General features: G+C 65.6%; 15 protein-coding genes and 1 riboswitch. Of the genes, 7 read left to right on the plus strand and 8 right to left on the minus strand.

From position 1 onward, the window contains the following. The first annotated feature begins 37 nt into the window (after positions 1–37). A complete protein-coding gene (locus ACEWPM_RS09370; protein ID WP_393961406.1) occupies positions 38–1,081 on the plus strand; it encodes an aldo/keto reductase in 1,044 nt (347 codons plus the stop codon). 15 nt (positions 1,082–1,096) lie between these two features. Here ACEWPM_RS09370 and ACEWPM_RS09375 read toward each other — a convergent pair whose 3' ends face one another. Beyond that, positions 1,097–1,960, minus strand: a complete 864-nt coding sequence (locus ACEWPM_RS09375) for a helix-turn-helix domain-containing protein (protein ID WP_393961407.1) — start codon at positions 1,958–1,960, stop codon at positions 1,097–1,099. Between the two features lie 112 nt (positions 1,961–2,072). On the opposite strand from ACEWPM_RS09375, the gene ACEWPM_RS09380 reads away from it, so the two are divergent. Continuing rightward, positions 2,073–2,285 (plus strand): DUF2061 domain-containing protein, encoded by a 213-nt coding sequence (locus ACEWPM_RS09380; RefSeq protein ID WP_393961408.1) that lies wholly within the window; start codon positions 2,073–2,075, stop codon positions 2,283–2,285. Between the two features lie 75 nt (positions 2,286–2,360). Beyond that, positions 2,361–3,254: an EamA family transporter gene (locus ACEWPM_RS09385; RefSeq protein ID WP_393961409.1), complete on the plus strand. Its 894-nt coding sequence runs from the start codon at positions 2,361–2,363 to the stop codon at positions 3,252–3,254. On the opposite strand, the gene ACEWPM_RS09390 is transcribed toward ACEWPM_RS09385, so the two are convergent. From ACEWPM_RS09390 to ACEWPM_RS09400, 3 genes are all read right to left on the minus strand, one after another. Then, positions 3,217–3,924, minus strand: coding sequence for an NUDIX hydrolase (locus ACEWPM_RS09390; RefSeq protein WP_393961410.1), 708 nt, complete (start codon positions 3,922–3,924; stop codon positions 3,217–3,219). The genes ACEWPM_RS09385 and ACEWPM_RS09390 overlap by 38 nt on opposite strands. A gap of 22 nt (positions 3,925–3,946) precedes the next feature. After that, entirely contained in the window at positions 3,947–4,336 is a 390-nt protein-coding gene (locus ACEWPM_RS09395) for a DUF983 domain-containing protein (RefSeq protein WP_393961411.1), read from the minus strand. Positions 4,337–4,457: 121 nt separating this feature from the next. Continuing rightward, positions 4,458–5,855: a diguanylate cyclase gene (locus ACEWPM_RS09400; RefSeq protein WP_393961412.1), complete on the minus strand. Its 1,398-nt coding sequence runs from the start codon at positions 5,853–5,855 to the stop codon at positions 4,458–4,460. 87 nt (positions 5,856–5,942) lie between these two features. On the opposite strand from ACEWPM_RS09400, the gene ACEWPM_RS09405 reads away from it, so the two are divergent. From ACEWPM_RS09405 to ACEWPM_RS09420, 4 genes are all read left to right on the plus strand, one after another. Next, on the plus strand, positions 5,943–6,227 hold the full coding sequence (locus tag ACEWPM_RS09405; RefSeq protein WP_393961413.1) for a DUF3572 domain-containing protein: 285 nt from the start codon (positions 5,943–5,945) through the stop codon (positions 6,225–6,227). Continuing rightward, complete coding sequence (locus ACEWPM_RS09410; protein ID WP_393961414.1) at positions 6,224–6,925, plus strand: HAD family hydrolase; 702 nt, start codon at positions 6,224–6,226, stop codon at positions 6,923–6,925. The genes ACEWPM_RS09405 and ACEWPM_RS09410 overlap by 4 nt, the downstream gene beginning before the upstream one ends. Next, positions 6,922–7,830, plus strand: coding sequence for a DMT family transporter (locus tag ACEWPM_RS09415; RefSeq protein WP_393961415.1), 909 nt, complete (start codon positions 6,922–6,924; stop codon positions 7,828–7,830). The genes ACEWPM_RS09410 and ACEWPM_RS09415 overlap by 4 nt, the downstream gene beginning before the upstream one ends. A 62-nt stretch (positions 7,831–7,892) precedes the next feature. Beyond that, on the plus strand, positions 7,893–9,455 hold the full coding sequence (locus ACEWPM_RS09420; protein WP_393961416.1) for a trimethylamine methyltransferase family protein: 1,563 nt from the start codon (positions 7,893–7,895) through the stop codon (positions 9,453–9,455). 154 nt (positions 9,456–9,609) lie between these two features. Here the strand turns inward: ACEWPM_RS09420 and ACEWPM_RS09425 are convergent, their stop codons facing one another. From ACEWPM_RS09425 to ACEWPM_RS09440, 4 genes are read right to left on the minus strand one after another with little or no spacing between them, the layout of a single operon-like run. Beyond that, a complete protein-coding gene (locus ACEWPM_RS09425) occupies positions 9,610–10,347 on the minus strand; it encodes an ABC transporter permease (RefSeq protein WP_393961417.1) in 738 nt (245 codons plus the stop codon). Next, a complete protein-coding gene (locus tag ACEWPM_RS09430) occupies positions 10,344–11,066 on the minus strand; it encodes an ABC transporter ATP-binding protein (protein WP_393961418.1) in 723 nt (240 codons plus the stop codon). Before ACEWPM_RS09430 ends, ACEWPM_RS09425 begins: the two co-directional genes overlap by 4 nt. Further along, the gene (locus tag ACEWPM_RS09435; protein WP_393961458.1) at positions 11,063–11,734 is read right to left on the minus strand and encodes a TenA family protein; all 672 of its coding nucleotides are present in this window, start codon (positions 11,732–11,734) and stop codon (positions 11,063–11,065) included. Before ACEWPM_RS09435 ends, ACEWPM_RS09430 begins: the two co-directional genes overlap by 4 nt. Continuing rightward, a complete protein-coding gene (locus tag ACEWPM_RS09440; protein ID WP_393961419.1) occupies positions 11,731–12,666 on the minus strand; it encodes an ABC transporter substrate-binding protein in 936 nt (311 codons plus the stop codon). The genes ACEWPM_RS09435 and ACEWPM_RS09440 overlap by 4 nt, the downstream gene beginning before the upstream one ends. Before the next feature lie 136 nt (positions 12,667–12,802). Further along, positions 12,803–12,909: riboswitch (TPP riboswitch) on the minus strand. Positions 12,910–13,050 lie beyond the last annotated feature (141 nt).

Consider the following 13,050-nt stretch of genomic DNA (forward strand, 5'->3'; position numbering starts at 1 on the left):
GTTACCCTGCGCGCGAAATAATAAGGGACTATGCGTGATGAAGATGAATCCGCTTGGCCGCACCGGCCTGATGGTGAGCGAGCTGTGCCTCGGCTCGATGACATGGGGCAGCCAGAACACCGAAGCCGAGGGTCACGCCCAGATAGACCGCTCGCTGGAGCGCGGGGTCAATTTCATCGACACCGCCGAGATGTATCCGACCAACCCCAAGATCGCCGAAACGCAGGGCGATACCGAAGAGATCATCGGCACTTGGCTGGCCAAGACCGGGCGGCGCAGCGACGTGATCCTTGCCAGCAAGGTGTCGGGCACCGGCCTCATGCATGTGCGCGGCGGCGCGCCCATTTCGGCCCAGAGCATCCCCGAGGCGGTCGAAGGCTCGCTGAAACGCCTTCAGACCGACCATATCGACCTCTATCAGTTTCACTGGCCCAATCGCGGCAGCTACATGTTCCGCCAGAACTGGACCTATGACCCATCGACCCAGAACACGGCCGAGGTACTGGACGACATGCACGCCACGCTGGAGGCGGTCGAGCGCGAGGTGGCACGCGGCACCATCGGCCATTTCGGCCTCTCGAATGAAAGCGCCTGGGGCACAGCGCAATTCCTGGCGCTGTCCGAGGCCAATGGCTGGCCCCGCGTTGCCAGCATCCAGAACGAATACTCGCTGCTCTGCCGCCTCTATGACACCGATCTGGCCGAGCTGAGCGTGCATGAGGATGTGGGCCTTCTGGCTTTCACACCGCTGGCGGCGGGCCTCTTGTCGGGCAAGTATCAGGGCGGTGCGGTGCCCAAGGGCTCGCGCAAGTCGATTACCGAGGATCTGGGTGGGCGTATCACGCCGCGCGTCTTCGAAGCGGTCGATGCTTATCTGGGTATCGCCAAGCGGCACGGGCTGGACCCGTCGCAGATGGCTCTGGCCTGGACGCTGACGCGGCCCTTCATGACTTCCTGCATCTTTGGCGCGACCACGATGGAGCAGCTGGACATTGCGCTGGGCGCGGGCGATCTGACCCTCAGCGATGAGGTGATGGAGGAGATCGACGCGGCCCACCGCGCCCATCCGATGCCGTTCTGACCACCCTGCGCGGCGCTAGTCGGCGATCTCGCCCGCAAGGTCGCGCAGGAAGTCCGGCATCTCGCGGTCCGACACGGTGGCCTCGCGCAGCAGGTGATCGAAATGCCCGGTCAGCGCCTGAACCCGCTCGGTATCGCGAAAGGCCAAATAATTGCGCCCGATATAGATCACCGCCAGAAGCGGGCCGAAAACCGTGACCGGCGCGGAATAGACGCGCCGCGCATCGAAGAGCGACAGACGCAGGCGGGGATAAAGCGCCTCGGTCACGTCGATCAGGCGGGCGATCTGGGCGCGCCGGACGGGCAGGGGCAGGCCCCGATAATATCCCTCGCCGCGCGCAAAGCTCTGCATCTCATGCAGCGGCAGGGTCACCTCATAATCCGATTGCGTCCCGCGCATCCAGTTCAGCCTGTCTTCGGACGCGCCGATCACCTGATCGGTGCTGCGCCCCAGATGCGGCTCGTATTCCCATTCCAGCATCGCGCGCGTTTTCAGCATGTCGGGCAGGGCGGCGGGCACATGGCGAATCTTGTAGCCTGCTGCCTCCTTGTGCCACTCGAAGATCTGCGCATCGACTAGCGCGCGGGGCGCCTCGGTTAGCGACAGCGAAGTGGCAAGGATATCCGCCGCCGTTTCGGGGCGGTCGGTCAGGCCCAGCAGCCAATCGGCCGAAATTCCCAAAACACGGGCGCATTCACCCACGACCTGCGCATTGGGCAGACGCGCGCCCGCCCCCGCCAGAAGTTGCGAAACGGTCGAGCGATCCACGCCGATGGCACGGGCCAGCGCGCTCTGGCTGAGACGGCGCATCGCCATAGCCTCGCCCAGACGCGAGCGAAAGAGGGTGGCGCGTGCGCGCTTGTCTGTTTTGACCATCATTGGTGATAATTATCACTAATGTCTTGGAATGTTAACTACAAACAGAATGGGCGCGGGGCGGCGACTGGGATATCCGGGTGTCATCAAGACATTGAAATCATTTGGAGGATCTATGGAACGGCCCCGCCGCACCTTGGTCAAGGCGATCATCTGGAATATCAACGGTCTCTTCATGATGAGCCTCGTGGGCTACCTCATGACCGGATCGGCGGGCGCGGGCGGCGCGATGGCGGTGATCAACACCGCAATCGGCCTGAGCCTCTATTTTCTCTACGAGCGGATCTGGTCGCGCATCTCCTGGGGTCGCGTGGACATGCACGGCTGATCCGGCCTTCCGGGTGTTGCCCATGTCACCTATATCTGCTCTGGCTCCGGGCCTGATTTGAAGGCATGAGGGGCCATGTCTGCATGGGTTCTTCTCGCCATATCCGCCGCCGCGTTCCAGACGCTGCGCTTTGTGCTGCAAAAACATCTGAGCATGGGACCGCTGTCCGTGGGCGGCGCGACCTTCGCGCGCTTCGCCTATTCGATGCCTTTCGTGCTGGTGCTGGCGGCGGCGTATCTCTGGCAGACGGACGCAGCGCTGCCGCGCCTCACGCCGCTTTTCTGGACCTACGCGCTGTCAGGCGGGCTGGCGCAGATCCTCGCCACATGGTGCATGGTCGCGCTCTTTGCCGCGCGCAACTTTGCCGTCGGGATCACCTTCAAGAAAACTGAAACGGTACAAACTGCGCTGATCGGGCTTGTCGTGCTGGGCGACCGCGTCAGTCTACCGGGCATGGCGGCCATCCTCATCGGCCTTGTCGGCGTGGTGATCCTGTCGGGCGGCGCGGGGGCGGATCGCTGGCGCATCTTCAACCGGGCGGCGGCGCTGGGGTTGATCGCGGGGGCGCTCTTTGCGGTGTCAGCCGTGGGCTATCGCGGCGCGACGCTGCAAGTGGCGTCAAGCGATGCGCTGATGCGCGCGCTGATCACGCTGGCCGCAGTCACGATCTCGCAGGCGCTGGGCATGGCGCTCTGGTTGCGCTGGCGCGATGCGGGAGAGATCGGGCGCGTCATCGCCGCGCGTCGCACCGCCGTCTGGATGGGCCTGACCGGGCTGGGCGGCAGCCTTTGCTGGTTCACCGCCTTCACGCTGCAGAATGCCGCCTATGTTTTCGCGGTTGGGCAGGTCGAGGTGATCTTTTCGCTGATCGCCGCGCGCGTGTTCTTTGGCGAGCGGATCACGCCGCGCGATGGCGTCGGCGTGGCACTTGTCACCTGTTCGGTGCTTGCAGTGGGCTTCTTCCGCTGAGGCGCAGAAAAAGGCTCTGCTCGTCATCATTGCGAAAGAACGGCACCGAGACGGGCGGCGCGGGATCATGCGCACGGGCCGCCACCTCGGCCAGGACGACCTCGGTGATGAAGGGCAGATCGAACCGGCGCGCCTCGGGCAGGGGCACCCATTGCAGGTGGCTCAACTCATCCGTCGCGGCGCTGAAATCATCCAGATCGCCGCTTATATGCGCCGCGTCGATCAGGAAGAACCGCGCATCGAAGCGGCGCGGCCGGCCCGGCGGCGTGATCGCGCGAAAGACGAATTGCAGCGCGCCCGCATCGGGCACATGGCCGCGCGCGGCAAAGCTGGCCCAATCCGCTGGGATTGCGCCGGGCCAAGCGCCAGGGCGCCCGACGATCAGGCCCGCCTCCTCCCAGAGCTCGCGTATGGCGGCGGCGGCGAGGGCCACGGAGCGGCCCGGCGCGCAGGCCTCATCCAGCCGGTCCGAACAGAGCGCGGGCAGCGGTGTGACCAAAGGCACCTTCGCATCCGCCGGGTCCACGGCGCCGCCCGGAAAGACGAATTTCGACGGCATGAACGCTGCCGCCGCGCCGCGCTGCCCCATCAGAACGCTGGGGGCTGGGCCATCCTTGCGCAGAAGAATGACGGCCGCGGCATCGCGAACAGGCACTGGCGGCTGGGTCATAGATGCCCTCCGTACCTGGGCCTCAGGCGCGTGAGCCAAAGCCGTGCATCTGCCGCGCCCATTGGAACGCAACTACCGCGCCCTTGAGGCGCGGCAGCAGATACAGCGACAGGCCCACGCAGCCGATAGCGAAGATGGTAAAGAGCACCAGCGGCTCGGGGCGGAACTGGACGAATGCGATATGCAGCGCCGGCGCCATGATATGGCCGACGATCAGGATCGTGAGATACGCGGGGCCGTCATCGGCGCGGTGCTGGGACAGATCTTCGCGGCAGACGGGGCAGGTATCGCGCACCTTGAGATAGCTTTTCAGCAGCGGGCCCGAGCCGCAATTGGGGCACTTACAACGGAAGCCCTTGCGCAAAGCGGGCCAGAGCGCGCGCTCGTCCGTCTGTATGCTGTCGTCAGTCATGTCGTCCTCGAACCTGTCAATCGGCGCAATCTGCGTCAAGTTGGCCGGAATTGAAAGAGGCAAGGACGTGTTCGCGCGCCGTCGCGCCGATTTGCCGCGCAGCAGCGCGGCGCGCGGCAGATCAGGCGGCGGGCCGCGCGCTGATGGTGACCGTGTTGCGCCCGCGGGCCTTGGCCCGATAGAGCGCGCGGTCGGCTTCCTCCAGCAGCGCCTCTACATGCTCGCCCGCGGCCTTTTCATCTTTCTGCGCGCGGCCCATAGCGACGCCGATGCTGACGGTGACATGCGCCGTTTGGGGCTGTCCTCGCAGTGTGATCCCGGCCTCGCCGATGCGGCGGCAGAGCCGATCTGCGGCGCGGCGTGCCTCAGTGCCATCGGCGCCGGGCATGACGATCAGAAACTCCTCGCCTCCGATGCGAGCCACCAGATCGACCTCGCGCACGCTGCTGCCCAGAAGGTCGGCGACATGGCACAGCACGCGGTCGCCCGCCGCATGGCCCAGACGGTCATTGATCTGCTTGAAATGGTCCAGATCGGCCAGCATCACCGCAAAGCCCGAGCCGCCATCCTCCTGCGCCATGGCCAGGCCCTTGAGGAAAGGCATTGCAAAGCGGCGATTGTAGAGGCCGGTCAGCGGGTCGATCATGGCCGCGCGCAGCCCGTCATGTAGCCGCGCGCGCAGGTGGTCGACCGCCTGCTTGCGCTGAATCTGGCGGCCAAGGCGGAGCGTCAGCTCGCCCAGATCGGTCGGCCCTACGATCACGTCGCTTGCGCCCATGTCCAGAAGACTGGCCGCCTGCCCGCGCCCTTCGGTGTCGAGCAGGCAGATGATGCGCCCATGCCGCGCCTCGGGCGAGGCGCGCAGCTCGGCCATCATCTCGAGGCCGGTCGCCTGGGCGGCATCAGGGATCATCAGCACGAAGACATCCGCCGCGGGCGCGCCCGGTGTTGCGGTGACGGGTCCGCCGGCAGGAAGGGCGGTGATCTGGTGGCGACAGGCGCTGCGCAGGCGGGTGCGCAAGGCCATCGCCTCGGCCATCTGCACACCGATGATGGTGATACGCCCTGGGCGCAAAAGGCCGCCCTGCGCCTCGCCGAACCCGGCGGCGCAGTCAGGCCCGGCATTCAGCCGCATATCCTGCAGCGCGTGATGCTGGCGCAGCAGGCCGCGCAGCCGGGCCAGCATGATCCGCTCGTCGATAGGCTGGGTGATCACATCATCGGCCCCCGCCTCAAGCGCGCCAATGCGGGCAGAGCCGGTATCCTCGGAGAGGAGCGCAACGATAGGAACGGCGGCCAGATCGTGCCGAGTCCGCAGCGCGCCGATGAGGTCCGCGCAGCTCATGTCGCAAAGCGCAGCACCCAGAATGATGAGGTCCGGGCGCAGCTCGCGCGCCAACGCGACCGCCGCGCTGCCGGTCGACGCCTGATGCACCTCGAAATGCGCCGCCGAAAGTTTCACTTTCAGCACGATCCGGTTGGTCGCCACGGCGTCCACGATCAAAATTTTGCCTGACATGGGCGTCCGCCTTTCTGACTTGCCCTATTCTCACGCCCGACTATCCGTGCCAGAAGTTAAGAAAACCTTTCCGGGATTTTCATCATTATGAAGTATACGCGAGATTCCGCCGAAACGATTGCGCTCAAATGCCTTGGCTGGCTGATCGCAAATGACGAGTTGATGCCTGTTTTCATGGGTGCAACGGGCGCGAGTGAGGATGATCTGCGCCAGGGGGCCTCTGATCCGGTCTTCCTCGGAGCGGTGCTGGATTTCTTAACCATGAATGACGAGTGGGTCATCGACTTCTGCCGCGACGCGGGACTGCCTACCGAGGCACCAATGCAGGCGCGCACCCTTCTGCCCGGCGGGCAGGTGGAGCATTGGACATGAGCCGCGCCCTGCTCATCGAAGGCATCGTCTTTGACAAGGACGGAACGCTCTTTGATTTTCACACCACCTGGGCCGACTGGACGCGCAATTTGCTGGTGCATCTGGCCGAGGCTCATGACGGCGATGCCCAGGCTTTGGCCGATGCCGTCCAGTTCGATCTGGGGGCCTGCCGGTTCCTGCCGACCAGCCCGCTGATCGGCGCGACCAACCGCGAGGGGGCCGAAACGCTGGCCGCCGTTTTGAGGGGCGTGGATGCGGACCAGATCGAAGAGCATATGCGGCTCAGCTCGGGCGAGGCGCCGTTGCAACCTGCCGTTCCGCTGGTGCCGTTCCTGACGGATCTGGCGGCACGCGGGTTGAAGGTGGGCCTGGTCACCAATGATACGGATCACGGCGCGCGCACTCATCTGGGCACGGCGGGCGTTCTGGATCATTTCGATTTCGTCGCCGGATACGATTCCGGCCACGGCGCCAAGCCCGAGGCCGGCCCGCTTCTGGCCTTTGCGCTGCAATCCGGTCTCGATCCCGCGCGCTGCGTCATGGTGGGCGATAGCACCCATGATCTGAGGGCGGGCCGCGCGGCGGGCATGTGGACGCTCGGCGTGCTGACCGGCATCGCGAACCGGAATGAGCTGACGCCTCTGTCGGATGCGGTGTTGCCCGATATCGGCCACATCCCCGCCTGGCTAGACAGGTGAGACGCCATCCGTCCTTCGGCCTTGCGCTGGCTGTGTTTGGTGCGCTGGTTCTGACGCCCGACGCGATGTTCCTGCGCCTGTCCGAGATGTCGGGCCCCCAGATGATGGGCTGGCGCGGGATCTTCATGGGCACGTCGCTGATCCTTCTGTGGCTGCTCAGCAGCCGCGGGCGCATGGCCGATCTGGCCCTGCTGGCCAGCGGTGCGGGCCTTGCCATCGTCGCCTGCCAGTTCGTCAACTCGGCGCTCTTCGCGCTGGGGATCGGGGCCGCGCCGGTGGCGATCATCCTTTTTGGCGTGGCAACCACCCCGATCTGGGCGGCCCTCCTGGCATGGGTCCTGCTGGGGGAGCGAACGGCGCGCGCGACATGGATCACAATCGCGATCGTGGCCTTCGGCATCAGCATCGCCGTGCTGGGCGGAGAGGATATGTCAGGAGCGCCGGGCGCCGTCCTTTTCGGCGCCTTCGCGGGGCTTGGCGTGGCGATGATGCTGGCGCTGAATTTCGTGGTGCTGCGCGCACGGCCCGCGCTGCCCATCCCGCTGCTGATCGGTCTGGGCGCGCTTTGCGCCGGGGCGGCGGGCGTCACGGCCACCGGCCCCGCGCAGATGACGGACGGCAATATCTGGGCCATCGCCATCACCGGTTGCATCATCCTGCCGGTCTCGTTCCTGTCGCTGTCCATCGCGTCGCGCCATACGGCGGCCTCGAATGTCAGCTTGCTGCTACTTCTGGAAACGGTGCTGGGGCCGGCCTGGGTCTGGCTGGCGCTGGGCGAGGCGCTGACACCCCGGATGCTGCTGGGCGGGACCATCGTCGTGGTCGCGATTGCCGTCTATCTGCTGCACGCGCGGCGCATTGCGCGGCGCGGCGTGGCAAAAACGACACCGGTTGCCGCAAAGTGAACATCGCTCCCCTCATGCCCGTGGTTCGGTAAACCCGGCACGAAGGCAATGGGAGGCGCCCGATGACCGAGGAACCGAAGCGACGACAGCGCAGCGGCGGGCGGGCAGGCAATGCGGGTCGGCGCGGCACCGCCGCGATCGAGCAGATGCCATGGGCACCCCCGATCAATATCGACCGACCGACCGAGCCGCTGGGTGATGAGGGTGTCGCCGCCATCCATAATGGGGCAATGCGCATCCTCGAGGAGATCGGGATCGAGATACTGAACGCCGAGGCGCTGGAGATCTTCCGCGCCTCGACCGGCTGCACGATTTCGGGCACGAACCTGCGCATGGGCCGTGACTTCGTGATGGAGCAGATCGCTCTCGCGCCCGAACAATGGACCATCACACCGCGCAACCCCGAGCGGCAGATCACGATGGGCGGGCGGCACCTCAATTTCGGCAACGTGTCGTCGCCGCCCAGCTACTGGGACATGACGCTGGGTCGCAAGGTGACTGGCACGCGGCTGATGTGCGCGAACCTTTTGAAACTCAGCCAGTATTTCAACTGCATCCATTTCGTCGGAGGCTATCCGGTCGAGCCGCAGGACATTCACGCCTCGGTGCGGCATCTCGACGTGCTTTATGACAAGCTGACGCTGACCGACAAGGTGGCGCATGCCTACTCCTTGGGAAAGGAGCGCGTGGAGGACGTGATGGAAATGGTGCGCATCGCTGGAGGGCTGAGCGATGCCGAGTTCGATGCGACGCCGCGCATGTATACCAATATCAACTCCACCTCGCCGCTCAAGCATGACGAGCCGATGCTGGACGGCTGGATGCGCCTCGCGCGGCGGGGGCAGGGCCTCGTGGTGACGCCCTTCACTCTCGCGGGCGCGATGGCGCCGGTGACCATGTCGGGCGCAGTCGCGCAATCCCTGGCCGAGGCGCTGGTGGCGGTGGTGCTGGCGCAGTTGGTACGTCCCGGCGCGCCCTGCGCCATCGGCACATTCACCTCCAATGTCGACATGAAATCCGGCGCGCCCGCCTTCGGCACGCCGGAATACATGCGTGCGACGCAAATGACCGGGCAGATGTGCCGCCTCTACAAGCTGCCCATGCGCGCCAGCGGTGTCTGCGCCGCCAATGTGCCCGACGCGCAGGCGACATGGGAGACGTCGAACAGCCTCTGGTCGGCGGTCCAGTCGGGCGCACACATGGTCTACCACGCGGCTGGCTGGCTGGAGGGCGGTCTGATCGCCAGCCCCGAGAAATTCGTGATGGATTGTGAGATCCTACAGCAAATCCAGCGCTACATGGATCCCATGCTGACGGCGACCGGCCCCGACGAGATCGCGGTCGAGGCCATTGCCGAGGTGGGCAATCAAGGGCATTTCTTCGGCACCCAGCACACGCAGGACCGCTATGAGGCGGCCTTTTATCAACCCTTCCTCAGCGATTGGCGCAATTTCGAGGCATGGGAGGCGGCGGGCGGCATCTGGACACCCCAGCGGGCGCATCAGATCGTGCACGACATCCTGGCCAGCTTCGAGCCGCCGCCCATGGACGCGGCGATCCGCGACGAGTTGGCGGATTTCGTTGCCCGCCGCAAATCCGAGGGTGGCGCGCCCACGGATTTCTAAAGCGTTTCGCCTTTAACCTGAGACATCAGATAAAGGCGAAACGCGCGCCACATTGAAGCGTGGAAGGCGTTTCGCGAAAATCAGTGATTCAGGTTTTTCACGAAACGCTTTAGGACAGTGCCTGCCGCTGACCAGCGATCGCAACGCTGTGCGGTCAGGCGTTCTTGTCCAGCGTGGCGCGGCAGGCGCGGTCGACGGCGGCGTGAAGGAGCACCGTGAAGACGGCGAGCACGATGAGCGCCGCGAACATCAGGTCCGTCTTCGCGCGGCCGCTGGCCAATAGCATCAGGTAGCCAAGACCCTTTGACGCGCCGACCCATTCGCCGATGATCGCGCCGATGGGCGCGTAGACCGCCGCAAGGCGCAGGCCCGAGGCGAAGCCCGGAAGGGCCGCCGGGATGCGGATATGGCGCATGATCCGGGCGGGGTTGGCGCCCATGAGGCGGGCCATATCGATCCAGTCCTGCGGCGTGCGCATCAGTGCATCGAAGAAGGCGGAGGTGACCGGGAAGTAGATGACCAACAGCGTCATCACCACCTTGGAGCCGATACCATAGCCGAACCAAAGGGTGAGAATGGGCGCGAGCGCAAAGACAGGCACCGCCTGGCTGAAGATCAGCATGGGGCGCACGAGGCTGCGCGCGATGGGCGAGGCGGCAAGGCCGATGGCCGTCAGCCCGCCGAAGAGCGCGCCGAGCGCGAGACCCGCCAGCACTTCGATGGCCGTGATCACCGTGTGATGCGCGATCAGCGCACGGCTGTCCCATAGCGTTTCCGCGACCAGCGCAGGGCCGGGCAGGATGAAGCGGGGCACACCCGTGGCGATGATCAGTCCCTGCCAGACGGCAATGGCGACCAACGCAGAGGCGGTGACGCTGATGAGGCGGCTCATGGCGCGCCTCGCAATGCAGCCAGAAGCGCGCCTTGGGTTTCGAGGGTTTTCGCGTCGTCGACAGGCCGCGGCGGGGTGCCCGGCGGTGCGGGCCAGGAGCTGAGGCCATCATCGCCCAGCACGAGGATCGTGGTGCCCAGCCGTGCGGCCTCGGCCGGGTCATGGGTGACCATCAGCACCGTGTGATCGCCTAGCAACTGCGCGGTCAGATCCTGCATCTGGGCGCGGGTGCGCGCGTCGAGAGCCGAGAACGGCTCGTCCAGCAGGATCACCGGGCGGTCCTCCATCAAGGTCCTGGCGAGGGCGGCGCGCTGGCGTTGCCCGCCCGAAAGCTGCGCGGGCCGTTTCTGCGCATGCTGGCTCAGGCCCACCTGCTCGATCAGTGCGGCGGCGCGCTCCGGCTGTGACGCCTCACCGCGCAGGCGTGCGCCCAGCATGATGTTCTCGGTGACGCTGAGCCAGGGCAAAAGCAGATCGCTTTGCGACATCAGCGCGACGCGACTCGTGAGCGGGGTGCCATCGCTGGTGGTCAGCGTGCCTGACAGCTCGGCCTCGTCCGCGATGCCCGCGATCACGCGCAGGAGAGTCGATTTGCCGATGCCCGAGGGGCCAAGCAGGCAGGTCCATCCGCCGGGCGCCACCCGCAGCGAAATGCGCGGGACAAGGGGCGCGCCCGCGACCGAGACGGAACCTTCCAGAGAGACGCCCGGATAGGTCATTCTGAATACGCCATGTCCCAAAAGCCGATTTCCAGCCGGGTGGCCGTGGCGAAGCGCTGCGATAGCTGTTGCCAACGCGGGCTGTGCTCGGCGCTGTTGCCGAGGCGGTGGGTCACTGCCGCGTCCAGAAGCGCGCCGACCTCGTGGCAGACCTGTTGGTTGCCCGGCCCGGCATAAGTTTCGATCCAGTCGCCATAGGGCGTATCGCCGCGCAGGTCAGCAAGGCGGAGGCCAATCTCGCCATAGCCCAGAACGCAGGGGGCGAGCGCCGCCAGCAAGTCAAGAAAATCGCCTGAATGGCCCGCATCGAGGACGTAGCGTGTATAGGCGATGTTCTGCGGCAGTTCCTCGGCGGCGAAAAGCGTAGCCTCGTCCAGCCCTTCGGCGGCGCAGGTCGCGACATGCAGCGCGATCTCTTCGTTCAGCAGGGCATGGAGCGTGCGCGCGGCAAAGCGCATTTCCTCCACCGTGCCGGCCTTATGGACCGCCAGCGCCCAGGCACGGGAGAAATGGATCAGGAAGAGATAGTCCTGCACTAGATAGCGCAGATAGGCCGCGCGCGACAGGCTGCCGTCGCCCAGCCCCTCGACAAAGGCATGGCGCGTATAGGCGTGCCACGGCTCGGCTGCCGCATCGCGCCATGCAGTGAAGGTCGCTCCGTACATCAGCGCGCGCCGGGGTCGATTGCCAGTTCAGAGACGGGACGTGTGCCCTGAATGAGGCCAGCCTCGCTGAGAAACCGCTCGAATTCAGTATACCGTGCGGTATCGACGGCAGCGGGGCGCAGGGCAAAGCGCGGCAGCGTGTCGGCCCAGGCCCGCGCGTTCAGCTCGTCATCCAGCTCGGCGCTGGTGGATTTGAAGATTTCCCAGCTCTCGTCGGGATGGTTGACGATGTATTGCGTCGCCAGTTCGGTCGCGCGCATGAAGCGCGAGATCATGTCTGCGTCCATCGTCTCGGGGTTGGCGACATAGATCAGTTCGTCATAGGGCGGCACGCCTTCCTCCTCGATGAAGAAGCATTTGCCGGGCACGCCCTCGATCGCCATCTGGTTCAGCTCGAAATTGCGGTACGCCCCGATGACGGCATCGACTTGGCCCGACATGACCGAGGGGCCGAGCGACCAGTTGACGTTGATCATCTCGACATCACTGAGGGCGATGTCATTCGCGCCAAGGATGGCCTCCAGCAGCGCCTCTTCGACACCGGCGACGGAATAGCCGATCTTGGCGCCCTTGAGGTCGGCGATCTCCTTGATCGGGCCATCCTCCAGCACCAGCAGGCAATTGAGCGGGCTGGCGATCAGTGTGCCGACGCGGATCAATGGCAGGCCCTCGGCCACCTGCAAATGCAGTTGCGGCTGATACGACAGGCCCAGATCGGCCTGGCCAGCCGCTACCATCTTGGGCGGGGAGGAGGCATCGGCAGGCGCCACCACCTCGACCGTGAGGCCGGCATCGGCGAAATACCCCCGCTCCTGCGCAATGATGATAGGGCCGTGATTGGGGTTCACGAACCAGTCCAGCACCAGGGTCATCTGGTCCTGCGCGAGGGCGGGCGTGCTGGCGAGAAGGGCGGCGGCGAGGGCGAGGGGCTTCATCGTGGCTCCGGGTCTTGTGCTCTCTGCGAGGGACGGCTGCGCGCTGCACAAGGCCGGATCCCCCGCAAGACAGCGGTGCAATTCATGGCCGGACCGGCGGAGTGCGGGCAGATGAGTAGCCGATGCACGTCTACCGCGCGTGGCTCGCTCCGTTCCCTCCGCCGGTATTGACCGGATCAGGTTCGATGGGTCGGCATCATCGCCTCTCAGCCCCGGCATTGCGGAGCACCCCAACGGATGCGCGTAGCCTAGCGGTGGTGGAGGCACGTTGCAAGCGGAGAAGGCGGGCCTGTCTGCGCCATGGCGCCGATCGGATCGGCATGGTCAAATCACCCGTTCAGCTTGCCGGTCAAAGCCGTTACGCTGCGCGCGAACAGCCGGAGC

The sequence above is a fragment of the Roseovarius maritimus genome, from assembly GCF_043355895.2.
Taxonomy (GTDB): Bacteria; Pseudomonadota; Alphaproteobacteria; order Rhodobacterales; family Rhodobacteraceae; genus Roseovarius; species Roseovarius maritimus.

Excerpts from the sequence above, each read along its gene's own strand:
- ACEWPM_RS09370 (WP_393961406.1), top strand. The coding sequence starts at position 38 with ATGAAGATGAATCCGCTTGGCCGCACCGGCCTGATGGTGAGCGAGCTG.
- ACEWPM_RS09375 (WP_393961407.1), bottom strand. The coding sequence starts at position 1,960 with ATGATGGTCAAAACAGACAAGCGCGCACGCGCCACCCTCTTTCGCTCG.
- ACEWPM_RS09380 (WP_393961408.1), top strand. The coding sequence starts at position 2,073 with ATGGAACGGCCCCGCCGCACCTTGGTCAAGGCGATCATCTGGAATATC.
- ACEWPM_RS09385 (WP_393961409.1), top strand. The coding sequence starts at position 2,361 with ATGTCTGCATGGGTTCTTCTCGCCATATCCGCCGCCGCGTTCCAGACG.
- ACEWPM_RS09390 (WP_393961410.1), bottom strand. The coding sequence starts at position 3,924 with ATGACCCAGCCGCCAGTGCCTGTTCGCGATGCCGCGGCCGTCATTCTT.
- ACEWPM_RS09395 (WP_393961411.1), bottom strand. The coding sequence starts at position 4,336 with ATGACTGACGACAGCATACAGACGGACGAGCGCGCGCTCTGGCCCGCT.
- ACEWPM_RS09400 (WP_393961412.1), bottom strand. The coding sequence starts at position 5,855 with ATGTCAGGCAAAATTTTGATCGTGGACGCCGTGGCGACCAACCGGATC.
- ACEWPM_RS09405 (WP_393961413.1), top strand. The coding sequence starts at position 5,943 with ATGAAGTATACGCGAGATTCCGCCGAAACGATTGCGCTCAAATGCCTT.
- ACEWPM_RS09410 (WP_393961414.1), top strand. The coding sequence starts at position 6,224 with ATGAGCCGCGCCCTGCTCATCGAAGGCATCGTCTTTGACAAGGACGGA.
- ACEWPM_RS09420 (WP_393961416.1), top strand. The coding sequence starts at position 7,893 with ATGACCGAGGAACCGAAGCGACGACAGCGCAGCGGCGGGCGGGCAGGC.
- ACEWPM_RS09425 (WP_393961417.1), bottom strand. The coding sequence starts at position 10,347 with ATGAGCCGCCTCATCAGCGTCACCGCCTCTGCGTTGGTCGCCATTGCC.
- ACEWPM_RS09430 (WP_393961418.1), bottom strand. The coding sequence starts at position 11,066 with ATGACCTATCCGGGCGTCTCTCTGGAAGGTTCCGTCTCGGTCGCGGGC.
- ACEWPM_RS09440 (WP_393961419.1), bottom strand. The coding sequence starts at position 12,666 with ATGAAGCCCCTCGCCCTCGCCGCCGCCCTTCTCGCCAGCACGCCCGCC.